Here is a 22263-nt window from a genome sequence, read left to right as displayed (position 1 = left end):
TTTTGATCAAGCATCTGACAGATCAAGGGATTTGTAAAATCTTGATTTCATTCTTGAACCCGATAGTCTTTGGTTAAGTCATGGCTAAACTATGATAAAATAAACAGAGATTGTCAAGGAAGTGGGATTGCAATGATTGAAGATTGGCAGCATTTTTTATTACCTTATCAGCAAGCCGTCAATGAATTAAAGGTCAAGCTGCGGGGCATGCGCAAACAATTCCAGGATCAAGATCAGCATTCGCCGATTGAATTTGTTACTGGCCGCGTTAAGCCAGTTGACAGTATTAAAGAAAAAATGGTACGGCGGCATGTCTTAGAAGAGCGTTTGGAACAAGACATGCAAGATATTGCTGGTTTGCGAATCATGTGTCAATTTGTCGAGGACATTTATCAAGTCGTTGATTTGCTTCGCCAGCGCAATGATATGACGATTCTAGAAGAGCGTGACTACGTAACCAACGTCAAGCCAAGCGGTTATCGGTCGTATCATATCGTAATCGAGTATCCGGTTCAGCTGGTTACCGGCGAAAAAAAGGTATTGGCAGAGATTCAGGTTCGGACACTGGCCATGAACTTTTGGGCCACGATCGAGCATTCATTAAACTATAAATATCAGGGCGCCTTTCCCAAGGAGCTTTCTGATCGCTTACAGCGCGCGGCCGAGGCGGCTTTTAAACTGGATGAGGAAATGTCGGAGATCAGAGAAGAGATTCAAGAGGCGCAGACGCTGTTTGGTCGCAAGCAGGCGCCTGACGAATTGCTGAATGCTTCGCTGGAAGATAAAAAAGGAGCGGATTGATCAATGCGGGTAGCCATTTTTAACTATGAGTCACCAGAATCGCTGCGGGTGCGCAAGCTGTTGCTGAATCGTCTGGAAGAAGAGACCGCAATTACTTATGATGACCAGCAGCCAGACATCGTCATCACAATTGGCGGCGATGGCACGCTGATCTCGGCTTTTCATCATTATGAGGATCGTCTGTCAACGATTCGCTTCGTGGGGATCCATACCGGACATCTGGGCTTTTATACTGATTGGCGTAATTTTGAAGTTGAGGACTTGGTTGAAAGTTTGCAAAACGACAGTGGTCAATCCGTCAGCTACCCACTGTTGGAAATGAGCGCCACCTACGATGATGGCGAGGTTGAGCGTCGCGTAGCACTAAACGAGTCAACGCTGCGCAATATAGTTAAGACCATGGTTTGTGACGTCTATATCAATAACCAGCTGTTTGAGCGTTTCCGTGGTGATGGATTGGTTATTTCCACGCCAACCGGATCGACGGCCTACAATAAATCAGTAGGCGGGGCAATTCTGGATCCGCGGATTATTGGCTTTCAGCTGGGCGAAATGGCTTCATTGAACAATCGTGTGTTTCGGACGCTGGGCTCACCGGTTGTATTTGGCTCGGATACCAAGCTGACCTTGCGATTGCCCGATGACTCAGGAACGGTTTTGAGCTGCGATCGTGATCAGATTATGATGGATACGCAGGAGCGTCGTCTGATTGATGTTTCATATCGCGTCTCCGATAAGGTAATCCGCTTTGCCAAGTATCGACACACCAACTTTTGGGATCGGGTCAAGGATTCGTTTATTGGGGGGATCCAATAATGGAGTTTGCCTGGGTCTATACTGGCAATCAACCGATTAAGCTGCGCTCGGCTTTAAAGCAGCGTGGCGTTACCAGTTCTTTGATCAAGGTTGCGATTTTTCATGGCGGACAAATGACGATCAATCATGAGCCAAAATGGGCCATTGATCTGGTCGAGCCAGGTGATCGCTTTGCTATTGAATTGCCGCCTGAGGTTCCCAATGATCATGTACCGGCTTGTCAGGCACCATTTGAGATTGCCTACGAGGATCGCGATTTCTTGGTAATCAATAAGGCAGCCGGAGTGGCAACGGTACCGGCTCATAACGTAGCCGTTCAAGACAGCTTGGTCAATCGTGTTAAGTACTATTACCAAAAACAGGGATATGAAAATCAGGTTACTCATGTTGCTACGCGTCTGGACAAGGATACCAGTGGCCTGGTGGTTTTTCCCAAGCATCGTTTTGCCCATGCCGTTTTAGATGATCAGCTCAAGCATCATACGGTTAAAAAAGAGTACGTGGCTTTGGTCAGTGGTCGTATCACGATTGCTCACGGCTATATTGATGCACCGATTCAGCGTGATCCAGAGTCATTCGTAAAAAGACAGGTTGGCTTGGATGGCAAGGCAGCGGTAACTGAATACTGGCTGACACATGCAACTGATCAGGCTTCAATTGTCAAGATTCGGCTGCATACGGGACGTACGCACCAGATTCGGGTTCATTTCAGCTATCTGAATCATCCGTTGCTGGGGGATGTTATGTATGGCGGACCGGCCGTCATGGATCGTCAGGCATTGCATTGTCAGTGGCTGAGCTTTTACAGTCCGTTTTTGGGTCGGCAGATTGAATTGAACGCGCCTATGCCAAGTGATATGAAGACGGCAATTGAAAAAATTGAGTCAATAAATAAACGGGACGCTGATTAGGCACCCCGTTTATTTATTGATTAGTTTGAAACTACTTAGGCCAGCGTTTGACGCAAACCGGTTCTGGGCAGGCAACATCTTTTTGCAACAGCGTCAGCATCCCGGATTTGGCATCGCGCCTGTACAGCGTCAGGTTGTCGCTGTTTTGATTTGAGCCAACCAGATAGGCATCGTCATGGCTCAATTCAAAATCGCGTGGGAAGTCGCCTTCCGTGCTGATTGACTGAATGTGAGCCACCGTAAAGTCAGGCTGGATTGCAAAAACGGCAATCGTATTTTCACCACGGTTGGATGTGTAGACGAAGCGTCCATCAGCAGAAATATGAATAGCCGCCGCACCATTGTGGGCAGTCCAGTCGGCAGGAATGGTCTTGATGGTCTGCAGATGCGTCAGCGAGGCGTCTGCGGCGTTGTAGCGCATTACGGCCAGCTTGCTGCTTAATTCGCCCAGCACATAGACGATCTTGCCATTTGGATGGAAGACCAGGTGGCGCGTACCAAAGCCTGGTTCAAACTGATAGCGTGATGCCGCCGTCAGCTTACCGTCATCGGTTACGTCATAGACAACAACCAGGTCCATCCCCAGATCACAGACGATGAGACGATTGTCCGGCGTCAAGTCGATATAATGAACGTGTGGTGCGTCTTGTTCAGGCTGGGGACCGGTTTCCCCTTGGTGAACGACAGAATCGGTCTGAGTCAGCTTGCCATCTTCAGCAATTTTAAAGACTTTCAGCTCACCGGTGTGGTAATTGGCCGAAAACAGCAGATGACGATGGTCGTCAACACCAATGTAGGCTGGCGTAGGTCCTTTTTCCAATTTGGCATCAATCAGTTTGGCCGTGTCACCAGACAGATCATAGGATGCCACGCCACCCAGCTCACCATCCTGCTTCAAGGCATACAGCCGTTTTTGTGCGCCATATTGCAGGTAGGCCGGCTTACCAGAGGCAGCTACCAGGCGTACGTTGGTCAGTTCTTCTTTTTCAGTATCTAAAGTTACGCCATAAATTCCTTGGCTGGATTTACTGGTGTAGGTTCCAATTAAAAAGTCTTCAGTCAAAACGAAGCCCTCCTTAAAAAAATATACACTTATATAATAGCAGAAACTGTACGCTTAGGATTGAGAAATCATGAGCAAATCGAAGGGAGCAAATATGAAAAAAGTAGCAATCAAAAGGCAATGGGTCAACGCTCATCGGCAGCTGTTTCGCTGTTCGATCTGCCAGGCGCCGATCAAAGGCGTTTTTGAAAACAGTCTGGTCTGTGAGCAGGGACATGCGATTGACTTCAACAAGCATGGCTACCTTTATTTTTTAAATAACGGCAATGGTACCGACTATGATCGGACGATGTTTGAGTCAAGACGCCGTATGCTTAATGCGGGGCTATTCCTGCCAATGCTTGAACAGATCAATGCCGAGCTGCCAGATGAATCACAGACGATTTTGGATGTTGGCACGGGTGAAGGAACGCCACTGGCTCAATTGGGAGATTTACGTGGACAGCAGGATGCCGCAATTGGTTTTGATATTTCTAAGGCCGGCATCCAACTGGCTACGCAGCTTTCGGGCGATCTGTTCTTTTGTGTAGCGGATCTTAGACGCCTACCATTTGCTGATGAATCGTTTGATCAGGTGATGGAGCTTTTTTCACCATCCGATTACCGGGAGTTTGATCGCATTCTCAAGCCTGGTGGTCAGCTCTTAAAGATTATTCCTAATGCCAACTATCTGATTGAGCTGCGGCATCTTTTGTATGAGCTTAACGACCAGCATGCCGCTTATGACAATACGCCGGTTGTCGAGCGCTTCAAGCAGCATTATAAAGATGCTCGCATTATACCGATTCAATATCAGTTTGAAATTCCGGCAGGACTGCAAGGGGATTTAGTAGAGATGTCGCCGCTGCATTGGGGACGCAATGCCAAAAAATTGAATGAAAGCGATTTATCGTCATTAAAACAAGTTACGGTTGACGTCAGCTTACTGATCGGTAAAAAAGTTTGATTATTTTATTGTTTTTTTTAAGTGATGGGAGTATATTGTTTTATAGAAATCGTTTGGCCGAGGACATCGATTTGCGTCGTTGGCATTGGTCAAAGAGTACTTCATTAAAGCAGCGTTTCGCCGTGCCCACACCGAGACCCTGCTTTTTTTATTGCCTTTTTTAGGAGAGTGAATATGACTAATCACATTGTACTGTTTGAACCCTTGTTTCCTGCTAACACCGGCAATATTGCCAGAACCTGTGCCGGCACCGATACGATCCTGCATTTGGTCAAGCCCCTTGGTTTTTCAACGGACGACAAACATATGAAACGGGCTGGTTTGGATTATTGGGACAAGGTTAAAGTGGTCTATCATGATGATCTGCCCAGCTTTATGGAAACAATTGAAGATCTTGATCGATTGTATCTGGTTTCTAAGTTTGCCGAACGCGACTATACTGAAGTTGACTATCGTTTGCCAGGCGACCATTACTTTTTGTTTGGCAAGGAAACGACAGGGCTGCCGGAACCGTTTATGCGGCGCTATCCGCAAAACTGTATTCGGATTCCACAAGATGACAATAACATTCGCGCGCTTAATCTTTCCAACAGTGCGGCAATCGTTATTTATGAGGCGCTGCGTCAACAAGGATTTCCGAAACTGGCGCGTGTACATCGCTATTCAGACGATAAGCTGAAATAATCAGGGATAAAGGAGGATTTGCATGGCTCGCAAAAAAACTGTGACACGGCGTCGTTCCAACAAAACGGCTGCCAAGCGGCGTACCAAAAAGCCAGCACGAGACGAGCGAGCCATTCGCAGTCTGAGCGGTCTGGCTATCATTTTATTGACGCTGACCGGCCTGTTTAAGCTGGGAATTTTAGGAACCGGTGTGCAGGATGTCTTTAAAATCTTAGTTGGTCAAAGCTATCCGCTGCTGATGGTAATCGTGATTTTATATAGTCTGGGACTGACGATTTATGCCCAATGGCCGCATTTTAAAAAGCGCTGGATCTGGGGAACGATGATTTTTTATCTGGGGCTGTTGCTGATGCTGCACGCGCAGATGTTCGATCAGCTGGGACGGCACAGCGACTTTTGGAATCAAACGTTGAGCAGCTTGACTGAAGCCGTTTTAAACGATGATTCCAGTATGCCGATTGGTGGTGGGATGCTGGGTGCGGCATTATATTCTGCCAGCGGCTATTTGCTGGGCAGCACTGGAACCAAGGCAGCGGCTGTTTTATTGATGATTGTAGGATTCGTGATCTTTTTTAATCTACCGGTCCAAAAGCTGCGGCTGGCAATTGGTCAAGCACTGAGTCAGCTGAAAGAACGGCTGCATCAATTAAATGATGATCGCCAAAAGCGTCAGGCCCAGCATCAAAAAGAACGCCAGAAACATCCAAAAGAGCAGCATGCCAACATACCAGGGAAGGCAATGATTGAAAAAGATTTGCCAGAGCCGATTGCTGAACATCGCCAAGCGCGAGCACTGCCAGAATTTGAGCTTGGTCGGTCACGCACTGAGCAAAATGCTGAGCATGGATCTGATATCGCTGAGCCACGGATTACAGTAGCCAGTGAAAATGAGCGATCAAGGTCAACTGATGCCAAGCCGCCAGTCGATGTCGAACTGACGTTGAACAATGCGGATGCCAAAGAGGATCAAGACTATCAGTTCCCGCCGCTTGATCTCTTGAGCAAGGTAAAGCCAACTGATCAAAGCGCAGATCTTGACTCAATCAAGTCAAATACGCAAAAGCTGCAGGATACGCTGAAATCATTCGGCGTTGAGGCGACGGTTGAAAATGTGAACCTCGGCCCGTCCGTAACTAAATATGAGTTGCGTCCGGCAGTCGGAGTTAAAGTCAGTCGCATCACAAATCTGGCCGATGACCTGGCCCTGGCCCTGGCAGCCAAGGACATTCGAATTGAGGCACCGATCCCTGGCAAGTCTTTGATTGGAATCGAGGTGCCCAACCAGCAGATTGCTACAGTGGGTTTTCGTGACATGATTGAAGCTGCACCGCATGATGATCGACCGCTTGACGTGCCGCTTGGTCGTACGGTTACTGGTCAGGTTATGACAGCAGACCTTACGAAAATGCCGCATCTTTTGATTGCCGGTGCTACTGGGAGTGGGAAGTCGGTGGCCATCAACGTGATCATTACCAGTATTTTACTGAAGGCTAAACCGAGCCAGGTCAAGATGCTGATGATCGATCCTAAAAAAGTTGAGTTGAGCGTTTATAATGGCATTCCACACCTGCTCAGTCCAGTCGTATCTGAACCAAAAAAAGCGGCGCGTGCGCTGGGCAAGGTTGTCGCTGAGATGGAGCGCCGCTATGAATTATTTGCAACATTGGGCGTCCGTAACCTGGATGGGTATAATCGGCTGGTTGAAAAAGAAAATCAGCAGCATTCCGATCCCAACGAGCAGCAGCCAACGATGCCCTTGATTTTGGTAATCGTTGATGAGCTGGCTGACTTGATGATGACTGTTTCCAAAGATGTAGAAGATGCCATCGTCCGAATCGCACAGATGGGGCGAGCAGCTGGGATCCATATGATTCTGGCAACGCAGCGGCCCAGCGTTGACGTCATTACCGGTCTGATCAAGGCCAACGTTCCTTCACGAATTGCCTTTGCCGTTTCCAGCGGGGTTGACTCACGAACGATTATCGATACCAATGGGGCTGAAAAACTGCTTGGACGCGGTGACATGCTGTTTGAACCAATCGATCAAAACAAGCCGATTCGAATTCAAGGAGCTTTCATCTCGGATCATGACGTTGAGTCAGTCGTTGATTTCATTAAAAATGAGCGGCCGGCTGAATATGATGATCAAATGATGGTTAGTGATGCCGAAATTCAAGAAGAAGAACAAACAGCCGATGAAGACGAGCTGTTTGGCGAGGCACTCGAATTTGTGGCTCGTGAGCAAAAAGCCTCAACGTCATTGATTCAAAGACGTTTCCGGATTGGCTATAATCGGGCGGCCCGCATCATTGATGACATGGAGCAGCGGGGCTATATCGGCCCGGCCAATGGTTCTAAGCCACGTGAGGTTTATAAAAAGTCGGATCAGCCAATTCAATAAAAAAGAGGCCTCGACGTTGATGTCGAGCCTCTTTTTTTTGTGCCTATTTAAAGATTTCTATGTTAAGTCTATGATGACTAAGCTTAGAAGCCAAGTGAGGCAACGGCCCCTAGAATCAGAGAACCCAGCATTGCGATCAGCATTAGCCAAACGGCAACCATAGTGATTTTTTGGAATCGGGTCTTTTTCTTGCGTTGCATCGGTATTTTATCCCGCCTTTCAATTTATCCTTTTCAGTTTACACATCTTATCACGCAAATTCAAATTTGGTGTTGATCTGTGTTAGAATTAAACTTAACTAATTTTATCGGAGGCAGTTTTGAATGGTACGACAATTGATCATGGAGTTCATAATCTTGATCGGATATGGACTGTTGGAACAGCTGACGATTAGGCTGTTCAAGCTGCCGCATAAAAGGGCTGCCTGGTTGTGGGCGGTGCTTTTAATGATCCTCAGTTTTTGGAACTTGGGTTTTTATTGGTATTGTTATGTTTTGATTGTCTGGATGATTGCGGGAATTGCTTTGATTATTTTGCAGCTGACGGCCGCTCATCAGTTTATCTATCGTCAGTATTGGCCAGCCTTTTGGCGAGTAACGCTGGTTATTTCAATCGCTGCCTTTTTGGTTTCTTTGACCGGATCGTATCTGCCGGTTGTTTAGAAAATCGTCAAGGAATCACTTAAATCGAGCCGTTGTCTCCATCCAAGAGACAGCGGCTTTTTAGGTTGTACAAAATTATTAAAATCCATGGTGAGTGGTGGGGGATTGTGGTAGACTGTATCTGTAACATTGGTCCAAAAGGGGGGATTGGTATGTTCATGGGTGAATATGAACATACGATTGACGATAAAGGTCGTCTGATCATCCCCGCAAAATTTCGTTCGCAGCTGGGTGAAGGCTTTGTCGTTACACGTGGCCTGGATGGCTGCCTGACTGGCTATCCGCTCAGTGTCTGGCATGAATTGGAAACAAAATTAAAGTCGTTGTCAATGACGAAACGCAATGCACGAGCCTTCGTGCGTTTTTTGTATGCTGCGGCGACCGAATGCCAGTTCGATAAGCAAGGACGGATCAATTTGCCAATAGCACTGCGACAGCATGCTGCTTTAAATAAACAGTGCACGATCGTTGGAGTATCGGAACATTTGGAAATCTGGGACAAAGAACGCTGGCAACAGTATATGGACGATACAGCTGCCGATTTTGACCAGCTTGCCGAAGATCTTGACTTCGATCTGTAGCTTGTCGGAAAGGAGGTATATTAATGACTGAATTCAACCATGTAACGGTGCTGCTCAACGAAGCGGTTGCCGGCTTGAATGTTAAGCCAGCCGGCGTCTACGTTGATGCAACGCTTGGTGGTGGCGGTCACAGTGAGGCAATTTTAAAACAGCTAACGACGGGGCATCTGTATTCTTTTGACCAGGATCAGACTGCGATTGACTATAACCAAGAGCATTTGGCACCTTATTTAAAAGCTGGCCGAGAAACCTTTATTAAGGATAATTTTCGTCATCTTAAATTGGCATTGAATGCTCAAGGCGTAACGAGCTTTGATGGGATTGTCTATGACTTGGGCGTTTCTTCACCCCAGTTTGATGATGCCAAGCGAGGCTTTAGCTATCAGCACGATGCATTGCTGGATATGCGAATGGATCAGAGCCAGGCGCTTTCCGCGATGGAAGTTGTCAATGAATGGCCATATGAGCGTCTGGTCAAGATCCTGCATCGCTATGGCGAAGAAAAATTTGCCAAACAAATTGCCCGTGCTATCGAGCGTCAGCGCCAACAAGCACCGATCAAGACAACGCTTGAGCTGGCTGAGGTTGTTAAAAGTGCGATTCCGGCGGCTGCTCGTCGGCATGGCGGCCATCCAGCCAAAAAAAGCTTTCAGGCAATTCGCATTGCAGTCAACGATGAGCTGGGTGCCTTGGAAGATTCCTTGGAGCAAGCATTTGAGATGCTTAACGTTGGCGGTCGGATCAGTGTGATTACTTTTCAGTCACTAGAGGATCGACTGGTCAAGACGATGTTTAAAGAACAGGCATCATTGCCGGAACTGCCACCCGGTTTGCCTGTGGTTCCACCGGACATGGAGCCTAATTTTAAATTGGTAAACAAAAAGCCAATTTTGCCAAGCAATGCAGAACTGCGCGACAATCATCGCTCGCACAGTGCAAAGCTGCGAATTATTGAAAAAGTCAAGTAGAAATCAGTAAGGAATGTGTTTTATATGGCCTCAAATGCGGCAAGAAAATTAAATCAACCAACGCCTCAATTGACGCCGCGCCCTAATCAGCCGACGCCACAAGTAAAGTCACATCAGCAGCGCTTGCCGTTCTCGGCCTTTGAAAAGACCCTGATGATCGTTGGTGCGCTAGTCGTTTTTTCAATGATGATTATGGTCGTAACGACGCAGCTGTCAGTCGTTAATCAACAGCACCGTCTGCAAAATCTGCAAACGCAGGTAGCCAACGTCAAACAGCAGAACGTCAGTGATCAGCAGGAAGTTACCACGCTGACCAGCCAATCGCGATTAGACCAGATCGCGCAAAAATATGGTCTCACGGATGCAAATTCAAGCGTAAGGAACGTTAACAAGTAATGAAGAAACAACAACAACGAACGATTGGAAAGAATCAAAAAAATCGAAAAGCATTCGGTATTGCCTTATTCGCAACGTTTTTCCTTATTTTTGTTCTGTTTGTCGTTCGTTTTTTTGTCATTGCATCAACTAAGGACGTTCAGAATCGTAATTTACAGACGATGGCCAGCCGCATGTACACGTCCAAACGAATTATTGAAGCCAAGCGTGGTACGATCTATGACTCGCAAGGGAATGCGTTGGCTCAAGATACCAAGACCTATACCGTTACGGCAATCCTAAGTCATCAAAGCCTGACCGCCAAGGGTAAGCCCAATTACGTTACCAATAAGAAAAAAGCGGCCAAGGTGCTGGCCAAATATTTGGATATTACTGAGAAAAAGGCCTTATCAATCATGTCGCCAAAGCGCAAAAACGTCTATCAAGTTGAATTTGGTACGGCTGGCAGCAGCATCTCAGTCAGCACGATGCAAAAGATCAAGGCTCAGCACGTCACCGGATTAGAGTTCACCTCAACGCCTGCTCGTCAGTATCCAGCCGGCGAGTTTGCCAGCCAGCTGATAGGTCTGGCAACGGCCAAGACCAATGCCAAGACCGGTCAGTCCAAGCTGGTTGGTCGGCTGGGACTGGAAAGCTATTTTAATAAGAATCTAACCGGGACGAACGGCTTAAAAGAAATCAAACAAGACGTCTATGGCTATCAGTTAGCCGACAGCCAGGTCAAGGGCAAGCCGGCCAAGGATGGTGCCGACATCTACACGACTTTAGACAATCGGACCCAGCGACAGCTTGAGACGCTGATCACCAAGGTTGAAAAAGAAACCCAGGCCAGCTCGATGACGGCTGTGGTCATGGAAGCCAAGACCGGAAAAATTCTGGCAGCAACGCAGCGGCCCAATGTCAACTCATCAACTCCAGTCTGGCGAAACGCTCTGGTACAGGATACTTATGAACCGGGATCGACGATGAAGGTGCTGGCACTGGCAGCTGCTATTGACTCAGGCAACTTCAATCCTGAGGCGGTCTACAAATCAGGAACCTGGGAGCTTGGCGGTGGCAAGATCACTGATTGGAATACGGCTGGTTGGGGCAATATTACATATAAGGAAGGGTTCTATCGCTCTAGTAACGTTGCCTTTGCTCATATCGAACAGGATATGGGATCAGCTACCTGGAAAAAATATATTGAGAAGTTTGGCCTGCTGAAAAACGTTGGTGTCTATGGCATGAGTGGTGAATCCAAGGGCTATACGAGCTATAAGGGAACTTTGGAACAAGCCAACACGGCATTTGGTCAGGGAATCACCGTTAATGTAATGCAAATGATGCAGGCCTTCTCAGCGGTTGCCAACAACGGCAAGATGGTTAAGCCGTACTTTATTAAAAAAATCGTAGCCAGCGATGGCAAGACGATTGAAAAGACCAAGCCCAAAACGGTTGGTCAGCCAATCAGCAAGGCAACGGCTAAGAAGGTTCGGCACTATATGCAAGGCGTCATCTACAATAAAAATGGGACCGGCCAGGTGTACAAGATCAGTGGCTACCGGATCGCCGGTAAGACGGGGACGGCCCAGATCGGGAGCTCGCATGGTTATGAGACGGGGAGTACGAACTATCTGTACTCATTTGTAGGTATGGCACCGGCTAAGAACCCTAAATATATCGTCTATATTACGATGAAACAGCCGCAAAACATTACCAAAGCGGCAGAACAGTACATGGCTGATGTGGTCAATCCAGTTACCAAGCAGCTTTTGGAACGAGCCGCTGCCAAGGATTCCAAGCAGCAAGGCGTCGTCAAGCTGCCAAACGTTGTTGGGATGAGTACTACAGCGGCACAAAAAAAGCTGCAGAATAAAAAGCTGAACGTTGTCGTCTTGGGAAATGGTAAAAAGGTTAAGGAACAATCGGCCAAGCAGGGGAGCAGTGTGATTATCAATGAGCGCGTCTTCTTGCTTACAGGTGGTCAAGTTACGATGCCAGACATCTCTGGCTGGTCTCAGGCCGATGTTAGTCGTTTTGCACAATTAATGGGCTTAAAGTTGAAGTCAACTGGTGGCGGCTATGCGATCTCACAAAGCATTAAGGCCAACACGACCCTTAAAGAGGGAGCCGCCTTGCAGGTTCGCTACAAGGCAAAATAAAGCAATAAGAGAATTGATTTTAGGAGGATATCATGAGTATACTGGTTGTCATTTTGACGCTGCTCAGCTCGTTTTTAATTACGTTTCTGCTGATGCCGTCGTTGATTCGCTATTTCCGTGCCAAAAAAGAAGGACAGCAGATTAGAGAAGAAGGGCCAACCTGGCATGCCAAAAAAGCCGGCACGCCAACCATGGGGGGACTCTTGTTTATCGTTGCCGCTTTGGCAACCTGCCTTTGGGTCGCCATCTGGCAAGGAATTTTAACCAACACGATGTGGGCATTGCTGTTTGTGTTGGTAGTCTATGGTTTGATCGGGATGTGGGATGACTCGATCAAGATTTTCAATCACCAAAATGAAGGCTTCAAGCCGTGGCAAAAAGCGCTTTGCCAAGTTATTGCAGCCATGATCTTTACTGTGATCTATCAGCATGAAGGCTTTCAAATGGGCTTTGGTAGCTCGCAGATTGGTTGGCTCTATGGCCTGTTCATTATTTTTTGGATAGTTGGCTTTTCTAATGCCGTCAACTTGACGGATGGTCTGGATGGCCTGGTAACCGGATGCGGTATCGTGTCATTTTTGGCCTACCTGTTTTTGGCCATTATGCAGCGTCAGTATGAGGTTGCACTGTTTTGTCTGGCAATGGTAGGTGCCTTAGCCGGCTTCTTCCCTTATAATCACAAGCCGGCCAAAATCTTCATGGGCGACATGGGATCGCTTTCAGTTGGGGCCTCATTGGCTGCGGTATCACTGCTGCTGCATCATGAATGGTCGCTTCTGTTTATTGGGATTATCTATGTTGCTGAAACCTTAAGCGTAATTTTGCAGGTGGCAGCTTTTAAGACGACTGGTCATCGAATCTTTCCAATGACGCCAATTCATCATAGTTTTGAGATGAAGGGCTGGAGTGAATGGAAGATTGATATCGTATTTTGGAGCGTGACGCTGCTGTTTTCGATCCTGTCGATTGGCACGATCATGCTGTTTGAATAAAATCAGGTTTTAAGAATAATTTTAAAAATTGGGCGGCATAAACGGTCTATGATTGTCTATGCACTCAGAAATAATTTTTGCTTTTAAAAAATAACGAGGTGAATTTTCGTGCGACAGGTAACGAAGTATCAAGGCAAAAAAGCCTTAGTATTGGGATTTGGAATCAGCGGCATTAACGCGGCTCATCTGTTGGTTAAATTAGGGGCCAAAGTTGTGGCTAATGATCAAAAAACGCCAGATGATCCAGCCGTCGTGGCCGATTTAAAAGCGGATGGCATTGAGGTTATTACTGGCGAAAACCCATTATCACTGGCTGACGAAGACTTTGACGTGGTGGTTAAGAATCCCGGTATTCCTTATGATGTGCCATTGGTTCAAAAATTCATGACCAAAAAAACGCCAATTATTACCGAGGCTGAACTGGCCAGCGAGATCTTTGCCGGTCATCTGATCGCCGTTACTGGCAGCAATGGCAAGACGACGACGACGACTTTGATTGAAAAAATGGTTGCCAAGAGCAATCCTTATCAAACGGCTTATGCTGGCAATATTGGGGTTTCGTTCAGCAAGACGGCTGAAAAGATGGCCCCTGATGACACGATTGTCGCTGAATTGTCCAGTTTCCAACTGTTGGGTGCACCAACGATTCATCCGCAGATTGCCGTAATTACCAATATTTTTGCCAATCACCTCGATTATCATAAGAATCGCGAAAATTACATCAATGCCAAGCTCAATATTACGCGCAACCAAACCAAGGATGATTATTTGATCATTAACTGGGATCGTGATGAATGGCAGGAAATTGCCCGTCGCTCCAATGCAACGATCGTACCTTTTTCGCGGCTCAACAAGAGTCATGAGGGTGCCTATGAACAAAATGGCGAGATCTTTTGGCGTGATGAAAAGATCATGGCTGCCAAAGACATTCGTCTGATTGGCCCTCAAAATGTTGAAAATGCCTTGGCAGCAATTGCAGCAGCCAAGCTGAGCGGTGTTTCGACTGCCGATATCGTAGACGTTTTAACGACCTTTTCTGGTGTGCGTCACCGGCTGCAGTATGTCATGGACTATGAGGGACGGCGCTTTTACAATGATTCCAAGTCGACTGATATCGAAGCTACTGAGGTGGCTTTGCAAGGATTTGAACAGCCGGTCATTTTGTTGGCTGGAGGTCTGGATCGTGGCTACACGTTTGAGCGCTTGGTACCTTACTTTAAAGAACACGTTAAGGCCATCATCGTATTTGGTGAATGTAAAAAGCAGATGAAAGATGCCGCAGAACAGGCGGGCATCCCTGAGATCATTGAAACTGAAAATGCCGTGACGGCCGTACCAGAGGCATGGAAACTAAGCGAGCCTGGCGATGTCATCTTGCTTTCACCAGCCAATGCCAGCTGGGATCAATTCCCAAGTTTTGAGGTGCGTGGTGATGAGTTCGTCAAGGCAGTCGAGCAGTTGACCGGACAAAAGGAGCAGAAATAATGAGAATCATTGTTTCCGGTGGGGGCACCGGTGGTCATATCTATCCAGCGCTGGCTTTGATTGAACGTTTAAAGCAGGTTGAGCCGGATACGCAGGTACTTTACGTGGGAACCGATCGCGGGCTGGAAAACAAGATCGTTCCGGCAGCTGGACTTGAATTAAAGGTACTGCACACGCAAGGGTTTAAGCGTTCGCTGTCTTTGGAAAACTTCAAGACGGCCTATTTGTTTTTAAAAGCCGTTCATGAAGCCAAAAAGATTATCAAAGACTTTAAGCCAGATGTGGTCCTGGGTACCGGTGGCTATGTCAGCGGTGCTGTTTTGTATGCAGCAGCCCGCCTGCACGTGCCAACGGTTATTCATGAGCAAAACAGCGTTGTCGGCATTACCAACAAGTTTTTGAGTCATTATGTTGATGAGATTGCCATTGCTTTTGAGGCAGCTAGAGACCAGTTCCCGGCTGCCAAGGTTACAATGTGTGGCAATCCCCGTGCTCAACAGGCTGCGGCCAATGCTGACTCTGATTTCTCATGGACCAGCTATGGATTAAGCAATGATAAACCGGTCCTGATGATCTTTGGCGGCAGTCAAGGGGCACCAAAGATTAACGCCAGTGTCGTTCAAGCGATTCCAGAATTCAGCCAGCGCGACTACCAGGTGGTTTTTGCCACGGGACAAAAGCGCTATAACCAGGTTAAAGAAGCACTTAAAAACGTCAAGATTGGATCAAACGTCAAGATTGTTCCCTATATCGAAGACATGCCAGCCAAGATGCCTAAGGTAGCCTGCCTGGTTTCAAGAGCTGGCGCGACAACGATTGCTGAAATTACGGCCCTGGGAATTCCAACGATATTGATTCCAAGTCCATATGTAACGGCCAATCATCAGGTCAAAAACGCGATGGCATTGGTTAAAAACGGCGCGGCAGCTATGATTACTGAAGATAAGCTGGATGGTCGGTCGTTGCTGGTCCAGGCTGATCGCTTGATGGAAGATAAGGCAGTGCGTGAAAAAATGGCCGCGGCTTCGAAAAAAATGGGACGACCTGATGCAGCTGATCGCTTGATTAAGATTTTGCATAAGGCGATTGCCGATCACCAAAAATAAAAGGAGGGGAAATCATGAACAGCGACGAAAAAAGCAATCAAGAGCACCAGCGGTATGCACGCCGACTGGCCAAGTTAGAGGCTCAAAGTGCCATGGCTTTTGATCGCCGTCGTCGCTATCAAAAGCAAGGCATTGGCAGCCGGGTCAAGGGGATTAAGCACGCACAACAAATCAGCAACACTCGCCGAGTACTGAGCGTTTTGATTCCATTTGTGATTATCTTGCTGCTGGCTTTGTATATTGTTTCCCCGCTTAGTAAGATTACAAGCATTCAGGTAACCGGCAACCAGGATCTAACGGCAGCCAAGGTTGAATCGGCAGCTCAGATTAAAAAGGGCGCATTGATCTGGCGCGTTTTAAGTCAGCAAAAAAAGCTGGAGCAGACGGCTAAAAAGGCCAATCCACAGATCAAGTCGCTCAAGGTCAGCTTGACCGATCCACAATCAATCAGAATCAAGGTTACCGAATATCCAATCATTGGTGTGATTGAGCATAATGGTGTCAACCAGCTGCTGATCGGCAACGGTCGTCTGAGTCCCGTCAAAAATCACTCAATCTCTAATTTTGTACGCTATGCCGGTTTTGAGCATCATGAAAAGATCATGCAGCAGACGGCGCGACAGATTGGCAGCCTGCCCAGTGCTATCAGAGCCGGCATCTCCGAAGTCACGTTTGCGCCTACGACCTCAGATGCCAAACGACTGCGCATCTATATGAATGACGGTAATGAGATTCTGGTGCGATCGGACAATCTGAATCAAAAGATGCGCTATTATCCTTCAATTGCTTCCAAGATGAAGGAAAATGGCGTGGTTGATCTGCAATATGGGGCCTTCTCATATTCATATGACAACCAGGACGAGTAGGTTCGTTGATCAAGCGCCAAATAAACATGGTTTGGGCCTTTTTTGAATCATGTTAAGTGTGGTAAAATTTAGTACAGTTTATGATTACAATCTGAATCCGGGTTGAATTTTAGAAAACAGGAGGGTTCCAGGTAGATGGAAAATTCACAAGTCTACGTTGGCTTAGATATCGGAACCACTTTAATCAAAGTATTGGTATGCGAAAACGTAAAAGGACAATTAAAAGTTGTAGGCACTGGCGTTCAGCCATCTGCTGGGCTGAATCATGGCGTGATCGTTGATATCGACAAAACTGCTCAAGCAATCTCCCGAGCAGTTGCTGAGGCCGCAGCCAAATCAGGCATTGATATCAAAAAAGTCGTTGTTGCACTGCCGGCCAACTATTTGCAGATGGGCCATGTTCACGGTATGATCACGATTGCCAGTCAAGGTCAGTCACGCGAGATCGTCAATCAAGACGTAATTGACGTTGCACAGTCAACGTTAACGCAGAATCTGCCACCAGAACGTGAAATTATTGACCTGGTTCCACAAGAGTTTACGGTCGATGGCTTTAAGGGCATTAAGGATCCACGGGGCATGGTCGGCGTTCGCTTGGAATTGGCAGCAACGCTTTATACCGGACCAAAGACGATTGTTCACAATACCAAAAAAGCAGTTGAGCAGGCTGGCCTGCAGATTCAAGACCTGGTTGTTTCACCAATTGCCACGGGCTTTAACCTTTTGAACGATGGCGAACAAGACTTCGGGACGCTGGTTGTCGACATGGGTGGTGGTCAGACTACGGCCAGCATCATTCACGATCATCAGCTGAAGTTTGTCTATGTTGATCCAGAAGGCGGTCAATTGGTAACGCGTGACATCTCGACCGTGCTCAACACCTCAATGCGCAATGCCGAGCGATTGAAGCGTGACCATGGCTATGCCGATAGTCGGATGGCGGATGAAAGCGTTCAGTTGGCGGTTGACGTGGTAGGCCAGAATCAGCCGGTTGAATATTCGGAAAAATATTTGGCTGAGATTATTGAGGCGCGAATCCGTCAAATCTTCCAGCGCATCAGCAATCGTCTAAAAGAGGTTCATGCGCCGAATCTGCCTGGTGGCGTGATTTTGATCGGTGGCTTAACGGCTTTGCCTGGCGTGGTTGAATTGGCCAAAGAATACTTTACGGCCAACGTTAAGACTTTTGTACCGGAACAGATGGGTGTTCGGCATCCAGGTTTTGCACTGGCGATTGCTCTAGGCATGTATGAGGATCACTTAAACGACATCGATCGCCTGCTTAAGCAGACCGTTCAGCAGGGTGCATTGATCATGAGCCCTCACCAAGCCGATAGTCCTCGGCAAACCGAAACAACGCGCGGCTATTATCAAGAGCGTTATCAAAAGCCAGCAGGACTGGATGCTTCTTCGGATGCTCAGCAGCCCGAAGAAGCTCCAATGACACCGGAAAAGCCAGCTAAAAAGCCTAAAAATAAAGGCGGCATCAAACGTTTCTTTGAAAATTTCTTTGACTAATCAAACTAACCCTAACGTGACGGAGGAACCAACGAATGGACAATGTAACGAATGAAACAGACCAAATGCAATTGGAAGGTGCGAAGATCAAGGTTATCGGCGTCGGTGGCGGTGGCGGTAACGCGGTTAATCAAATGATCAACGACAAGGTATCTGGCGTTGACTTTATCGTAGCCAATACTGACCTGCAGGCCCTGGATGCCTCACATGCACAAACCAAGATTCAATTAGGACCTAAGCTGACCAAGGGATTGGGGGCTGGCTCCAACCCAGAAGTCGGTGCCAAAGCGGCCCAAGAAAGTGAATCAGAGATTTCAAAGGCGCTGGAAGGTGCTGACATGGTCTTTGTGACTGCCGGTATGGGTGGTGGTACCGGGACTGGTGCCGCTCCAGTAGTTGCCAAGATTGCCAAGGACTCTGGTGCCCTGACGGTGGGTGTCGTTACGCGTCCATTTACCTTTGAAGGTCAGCGTCGCTCTAAGCTGGCCAGTGAAGGGCTGGAAAAATTAAAGCAAAACGTTGACACGCTGATCGTGGTTGCCAACAACCGTCTACTGGAAATGATCGATAAAAAGACGCCAATGATGGAAGCTTTTAAAGAAGCCGACAACGTTTTGCGTCAAGGGGTCGAAGGGATCTCGGATTTGATCACCAACCCAGGCTACATCAACTTGGACTTTGCCGACATTCGTCATACGATGGAAAACCAAGGCTCTGCTTTGATGGGGATCGGTTCATCAACGGGTGAAAACCGTGCTGCCGAAGCCACGAAGAAAGCTATCTCCTCGCCATTGCTTGAAGTATCGATTGACGGTGCCGAACACGTCTTGATGAACATCACTGGTGGTAAGAACCTGTCAATGTTTGAGGCTCAAGAGGCATCCAACGTTATCAGCCAGGCTGCTAATACCAATGTCGATATTGCCTTTGGGATGGCCATGGATGACACGCTGGGAGACGAGGTTCGCGTAACGGTTATTGCTACTGGGATCGATAAGGCCAAGCAGCAGCGTCAGCAGGCAGCTGCCGCTCGTCCAATGAGCACGCCGACTGCCAGTGAGCCACGGGTAGCGCGCGTTGAGCCAGAAGCTGCGCCGGTTCCAGAAAATACAACGGTAGAACGGCGAGCTGAAGAACAGCAGCCGGCTGAAACCAAGCGAGCAGAACGGGCTGATTCCCAAGATCCATTTGCCGGCTGGGATGATCCTACGGCAGGCACCCGCCTGACGGATACGCGGGAGCAAAACGATGAATTCAATCACGTTAAGAAGCCAGAATTTAATGTCTTTCACGGTGATGTTGCCGCATCCGATGAACAAGACGATGATAATCTGACGACGCCGCCATTCTTCAAGAATCGTCGTCACGACTAATGAGTAATTTGGGAGAGCTGGCTAAAGGCGCTCCCTTTTGCTGTATCTTTAGCTCAAAATTAAAGGAGGAGCGAACATGGCAAATTTCTTCAACAACTTTTTTGGAATCGGCAATGAGTCAGAGACCGAAAACTATGAACCACAGCCAGTCGCACCAACAGCCCCCGTTGCATCAACTACCAGCAGTAAGGTAGTACCGATCGATCGGTCGCATGTTTCAGTTAAGTCAGCACCGGCTGAAAATGGCAAGATCATGCTATTTGAGCCACGGCTGTACGGTGAGTCCAAGGAAATCGTTGATGAGCTCTTGAATCATCACGCCGTCATCGTTAATTTCTCGCAAATGGACAATAAGGCAGCCAACAAGGTCGTTGACTTTTTAAATGGGGCTGTCTATGCAATTGACGGCGAGATTAAGCGCATTGGCGAGCAGATCTTTTTATGCGTGCCGCGTGGCGTTGACGTTGCCGGTAAACTGGCTGGGGATCTTAATTCCAACAGCAGCGAACGACTTTAAGGGGTATTATGATTGCATATTTGATCAATAAGATAATTGACGCCTATATATTACTGATCGTAGTATGGTGTCTATTGACCTGGTTTCCTGGTGCCATGCAGAGCCGTTTGGGTGAATTGCTTACCAGACTGGTTCAGCCATACCTGCGCTTTTTTGACGAGCATATTCCACCACTGGGCGGGATCAGCTTTGCCCCCGTGGTAGCCGTATTCGTGCTTTATCTAGTCCAATATGGCGTGATTATGCTGTCGCGGTTGATTGGCTATTAGGAGCAGATAAATGACTGATGAAGAAAACATCAAGCAGCATTTTCGGCCTGATGAGGCACCTTTGATTGCGCAGGTTGAGGATTGGCTGAATACGGCAGCCGACCAGTATCGTCCAGTTTTAACCGACTTTTTGAATCCGCGGCAGGTCTATATTGCGCAAACGCTGACCAACCGTCGCGATGACGTTAAGATGCGGGCCAATGGCGGCTGGGAAAAGGCCGAAATGCAGCGGATTTTGTTTTATCCCAGCTATTATGAGCCACAGACGGCTGATTTTGAACTGCAGCTGATCGAAATCGACTATCCAACCAAATTTACCGAGCTGCACCATCGTCAGATTCTAGGAACGCTGATTGGCAGCGGCTTGGAGCGTTCCGCATTTGGCGACGTACTCAACGAGGGCATGCGCTGGCAGGTAGTCGTCAGTCAGAGCCTGGTTGACTATCTGCGCCAACAGGTCAGCCAGATTGGCAAGATTCACGTTAAGCTGAAACAAGCTGATCTGGAAACCATCGTTACGCCACAAGAAGACTGGGAAAAGATGGTCGCTACCGTGTCGTCAATGCGACTGGACGTCTTGGTGGCAGCCGGATTTAACTATTCACGCAATCGCGCCAAGCAGCTGGTTGAGCACGGCGATGTTCGTGTCAACTGGGAGACCGAGATGCGTCCCGATTATCCGTTGGTAGCCCATGATCTGCTTTCCATCAGACATGCCGGCCGGATTCGGATTGATGAGATTCAAGGAAACACTAGAAAAAATAAGATTCGCGTCGCCATGTCAGTGGTGCATGCTTAGTTTGGAGGAAATGCAAATGACTTTAACCGTGGAAGAAATCAGCAAAAAGCAGTTCGACAACAAAATGCGGGGCTACAATCCCAGCGAGGTCAATGAGTTTCTGCGTCAAGTAGCTAGCGAGTTTCAAGCGCTGCAAGTCAAGAATCATGAACTGACGGAAACCATCAAGGCCAATGAAGAAAAACTAAAGTACTTTACCGACTTGAAGGATTCTTTAAACAAGTCAATTCTGGTTGCTCAAGAAGCTGCTGACAAGGTTAAGACCAACGCCAAGCGTGAGGCTGAGATCATGATTCGCGAGGCGCAAAAGCAGGCGACCGATATTGTTTCTGAAGCCAATACCAAGGCCAACCAGGTCGTGGAAAACAGTGCTGATGAAACGCGGAAGCTGACTACGGAAACCAATGATCTTAAAAAGCAGACCCGAATCTTCAGACAGCGGCTGCAAGTTATGCTGGAATCCCAGCTGGAAGTCGTTAAGAGCAAGGATTGGGATGAGCTGCTGACCAATGATGATCTGAGCAAATACGACGAAATTCAAAAGATTTTGGGAAGCAGTCTTGACAATCATTCGACAAACAGTGTAGAATCACAAGCAATTGATCAACCAGTTGCTGAAAAGTCGCAGGAAAGTCAAGCACCAAAGCAGGATCAAAAAGCTTCTGTCAAGCCAGCCGCTAAAAACGAAGGCGAGACGGTCGTTGTCTTTCCTGACAGTACGGCACACTAGTTGATAATTAATCGCGAACAAACTGTTGAGGAGAATCGCGCCCCCAGCGCCGCATTTCAGCGAGCCAACGAATGGTGAGAGGTTGGCAATTAAGACCTGGGCAGCTATCATCTCTGAACGCCAATGCGAACTAAGTAGCATTGGCCGGCCCATTGCCGTTACCAAATGACTTAAGGAATCAGACAACTGATTTGAACTTGGGTGGTACCACGAAAACGCTTCGTCCCATTGCGGA

23 protein-coding genes are annotated in these 22263 nt (G+C 47.7%); 21 read left to right on the top strand and 2 right to left on the bottom strand.

Annotated elements, in window-relative coordinates:
* Window positions 1–132: 132 nt before the first annotated feature.
* Genes HF864_RS05280 through HF864_RS05270 form a run of 3 tightly spaced genes read left to right on the top strand, consistent with a single transcriptional unit; the run spans window position 133 to window position 2528 of the window.
* Window positions 133–801 carry a GTP pyrophosphokinase family protein gene (locus HF864_RS05280; RefSeq protein ID WP_169462021.1) on the top strand — a complete coding sequence of 223 codons (669 nt, stop codon included), beginning with the start codon at window positions 133–135 and terminating at the stop codon, window positions 799–801.
* A gap of 3 nt (window positions 802–804) precedes the next feature.
* On the top strand, window positions 805–1617 hold the full coding sequence (locus HF864_RS05275; protein ID WP_169462020.1) for an NAD kinase: 813 nt from the start codon (window positions 805–807) through the stop codon (window positions 1615–1617).
* The gene (locus HF864_RS05270) at window positions 1617–2528 is read left to right on the top strand and encodes an RluA family pseudouridine synthase (protein ID WP_169462019.1); all 912 of its coding nucleotides are present in this window, start codon (window positions 1617–1619) and stop codon (window positions 2526–2528) included. Before HF864_RS05275 ends, HF864_RS05270 begins: the two co-directional genes overlap by 1 nt.
* A 31-nt stretch (window positions 2529–2559) precedes the next feature.
* On the opposite strand, the gene HF864_RS05265 is transcribed toward HF864_RS05270, so the two are convergent.
* Window positions 2560–3591, bottom strand: a complete 1032-nt coding sequence (locus HF864_RS05265; RefSeq protein WP_169462018.1) for a lactonase family protein — start codon at window positions 3589–3591, stop codon at window positions 2560–2562.
* 94 nt (window positions 3592–3685) lie between these two features.
* Between HF864_RS05265 and HF864_RS05260 the strand changes: the two genes are divergently transcribed.
* From HF864_RS05260 to HF864_RS05250, 3 genes are all read left to right on the top strand, one after another.
* On the top strand, window positions 3686–4537 hold the full coding sequence (locus HF864_RS05260) for a methyltransferase domain-containing protein (RefSeq protein ID WP_169462017.1): 852 nt from the start codon (window positions 3686–3688) through the stop codon (window positions 4535–4537).
* Window positions 4538–4711: 174 nt separating this feature from the next.
* Window positions 4712–5221 (top strand): tRNA (cytidine(34)-2'-O)-methyltransferase, encoded by a 510-nt coding sequence (locus tag HF864_RS05255; protein ID WP_169462016.1) that lies wholly within the window; start codon window positions 4712–4714, stop codon window positions 5219–5221.
* A gap of 22 nt (window positions 5222–5243) precedes the next feature.
* Window positions 5244–7622, top strand: a complete 2379-nt coding sequence (locus HF864_RS05250; RefSeq protein WP_169462015.1) for a DNA translocase FtsK — start codon at window positions 5244–5246, stop codon at window positions 7620–7622.
* 83 nt (window positions 7623–7705) lie between these two features.
* Here HF864_RS05250 and HF864_RS05245 read toward each other — a convergent pair whose 3' ends face one another.
* Window positions 7706–7822 (bottom strand): DUF4044 domain-containing protein, encoded by a 117-nt coding sequence (locus tag HF864_RS05245; RefSeq protein ID WP_006499693.1) that lies wholly within the window; start codon window positions 7820–7822, stop codon window positions 7706–7708.
* A 123-nt stretch (window positions 7823–7945) separates the two neighbouring features.
* Between HF864_RS05245 and HF864_RS05240 the strand changes: the two genes are divergently transcribed.
* The 15 genes from HF864_RS05240 to HF864_RS05170 all read left to right on the top strand — a co-directional run bounded on the left by HF864_RS05240 (window position 7946) and on the right by HF864_RS05170 (window position 22028).
* Window positions 7946–8284 carry a hypothetical protein gene (locus tag HF864_RS05240; protein ID WP_169462014.1) on the top strand — a complete coding sequence of 113 codons (339 nt, stop codon included), beginning with the start codon at window positions 7946–7948 and terminating at the stop codon, window positions 8282–8284.
* Between the two features lie 152 nt (window positions 8285–8436).
* On the top strand, window positions 8437–8865 hold the full coding sequence (mraZ, locus tag HF864_RS05235; RefSeq protein ID WP_169462013.1) for a division/cell wall cluster transcriptional repressor MraZ: 429 nt from the start codon (window positions 8437–8439) through the stop codon (window positions 8863–8865).
* 23 nt (window positions 8866–8888) lie between these two features.
* Window positions 8889–9833, top strand: a complete 945-nt coding sequence (rsmH, locus tag HF864_RS05230) for a 16S rRNA (cytosine(1402)-N(4))-methyltransferase RsmH (RefSeq protein ID WP_169462012.1) — start codon at window positions 8889–8891, stop codon at window positions 9831–9833.
* 24 nt (window positions 9834–9857) lie between these two features.
* Window positions 9858–10229 (top strand): cell division protein FtsL, encoded by a 372-nt coding sequence (gene ftsL, locus HF864_RS05225; protein ID WP_169462011.1) that lies wholly within the window; start codon window positions 9858–9860, stop codon window positions 10227–10229.
* Window positions 10229–12373, top strand: a complete 2145-nt coding sequence (locus tag HF864_RS05220; RefSeq protein ID WP_169462010.1) for a penicillin-binding transpeptidase domain-containing protein — start codon at window positions 10229–10231, stop codon at window positions 12371–12373. The genes ftsL and HF864_RS05220 overlap by 1 nt, the downstream gene beginning before the upstream one ends.
* Before the next feature lie 32 nt (window positions 12374–12405).
* Window positions 12406–13365, top strand: a complete 960-nt coding sequence (mraY, locus tag HF864_RS05215) for a phospho-N-acetylmuramoyl-pentapeptide-transferase (RefSeq protein WP_169462009.1) — start codon at window positions 12406–12408, stop codon at window positions 13363–13365.
* 108 nt (window positions 13366–13473) lie between these two features.
* A complete protein-coding gene (gene murD / locus HF864_RS05210) occupies window positions 13474–14850 on the top strand; it encodes a UDP-N-acetylmuramoyl-L-alanine--D-glutamate ligase (RefSeq protein ID WP_169462008.1) in 1377 nt (458 codons plus the stop codon).
* Window positions 14850–15956, top strand: a complete 1107-nt coding sequence (murG, locus tag HF864_RS05205) for an undecaprenyldiphospho-muramoylpentapeptide beta-N-acetylglucosaminyltransferase (protein WP_169462007.1) — start codon at window positions 14850–14852, stop codon at window positions 15954–15956. The genes murD and murG overlap by 1 nt, the downstream gene beginning before the upstream one ends.
* Before the next feature lie 14 nt (window positions 15957–15970).
* Window positions 15971–16822: an FtsQ-type POTRA domain-containing protein gene (locus HF864_RS05200; RefSeq protein WP_169462006.1), complete on the top strand. Its 852-nt coding sequence runs from the start codon at window positions 15971–15973 to the stop codon at window positions 16820–16822.
* Between the two features lie 135 nt (window positions 16823–16957).
* Window positions 16958–18340, top strand: a complete 1383-nt coding sequence (gene ftsA, locus HF864_RS05195; RefSeq protein WP_169462005.1) for a cell division protein FtsA — start codon at window positions 16958–16960, stop codon at window positions 18338–18340.
* 35 nt (window positions 18341–18375) lie between these two features.
* Window positions 18376–19713: a cell division protein FtsZ gene (gene ftsZ, locus HF864_RS05190; RefSeq protein WP_169462004.1), complete on the top strand. Its 1338-nt coding sequence runs from the start codon at window positions 18376–18378 to the stop codon at window positions 19711–19713.
* A gap of 76 nt (window positions 19714–19789) precedes the next feature.
* Window positions 19790–20230 (top strand): cell division protein SepF, encoded by a 441-nt coding sequence (gene sepF / locus HF864_RS05185; protein ID WP_169462003.1) that lies wholly within the window; start codon window positions 19790–19792, stop codon window positions 20228–20230.
* A gap of 8 nt (window positions 20231–20238) precedes the next feature.
* Window positions 20239–20499, top strand: a complete 261-nt coding sequence (locus HF864_RS05180) for a YggT family protein (RefSeq protein ID WP_169462002.1) — start codon at window positions 20239–20241, stop codon at window positions 20497–20499.
* Between the two features lie 10 nt (window positions 20500–20509).
* Window positions 20510–21298 (top strand): RNA-binding protein, encoded by a 789-nt coding sequence (locus HF864_RS05175; protein WP_169462001.1) that lies wholly within the window; start codon window positions 20510–20512, stop codon window positions 21296–21298.
* 16 nt (window positions 21299–21314) lie between these two features.
* A complete protein-coding gene (locus HF864_RS05170) occupies window positions 21315–22028 on the top strand; it encodes a DivIVA domain-containing protein (protein ID WP_169462000.1) in 714 nt (237 codons plus the stop codon).
* The last annotated feature ends 235 nt before the right edge of the window (window positions 22029–22263 follow it).

The organism is Lactobacillus sp. MRS-253-APC-2B, from assembly GCF_012843675.1.
GTDB classification, from domain to species: Bacteria; Bacillota; Bacilli; order Lactobacillales; family Lactobacillaceae; genus Limosilactobacillus; species Limosilactobacillus pulli.
This window is presented reverse-complemented; position numbering and strand designations above follow the sequence as displayed.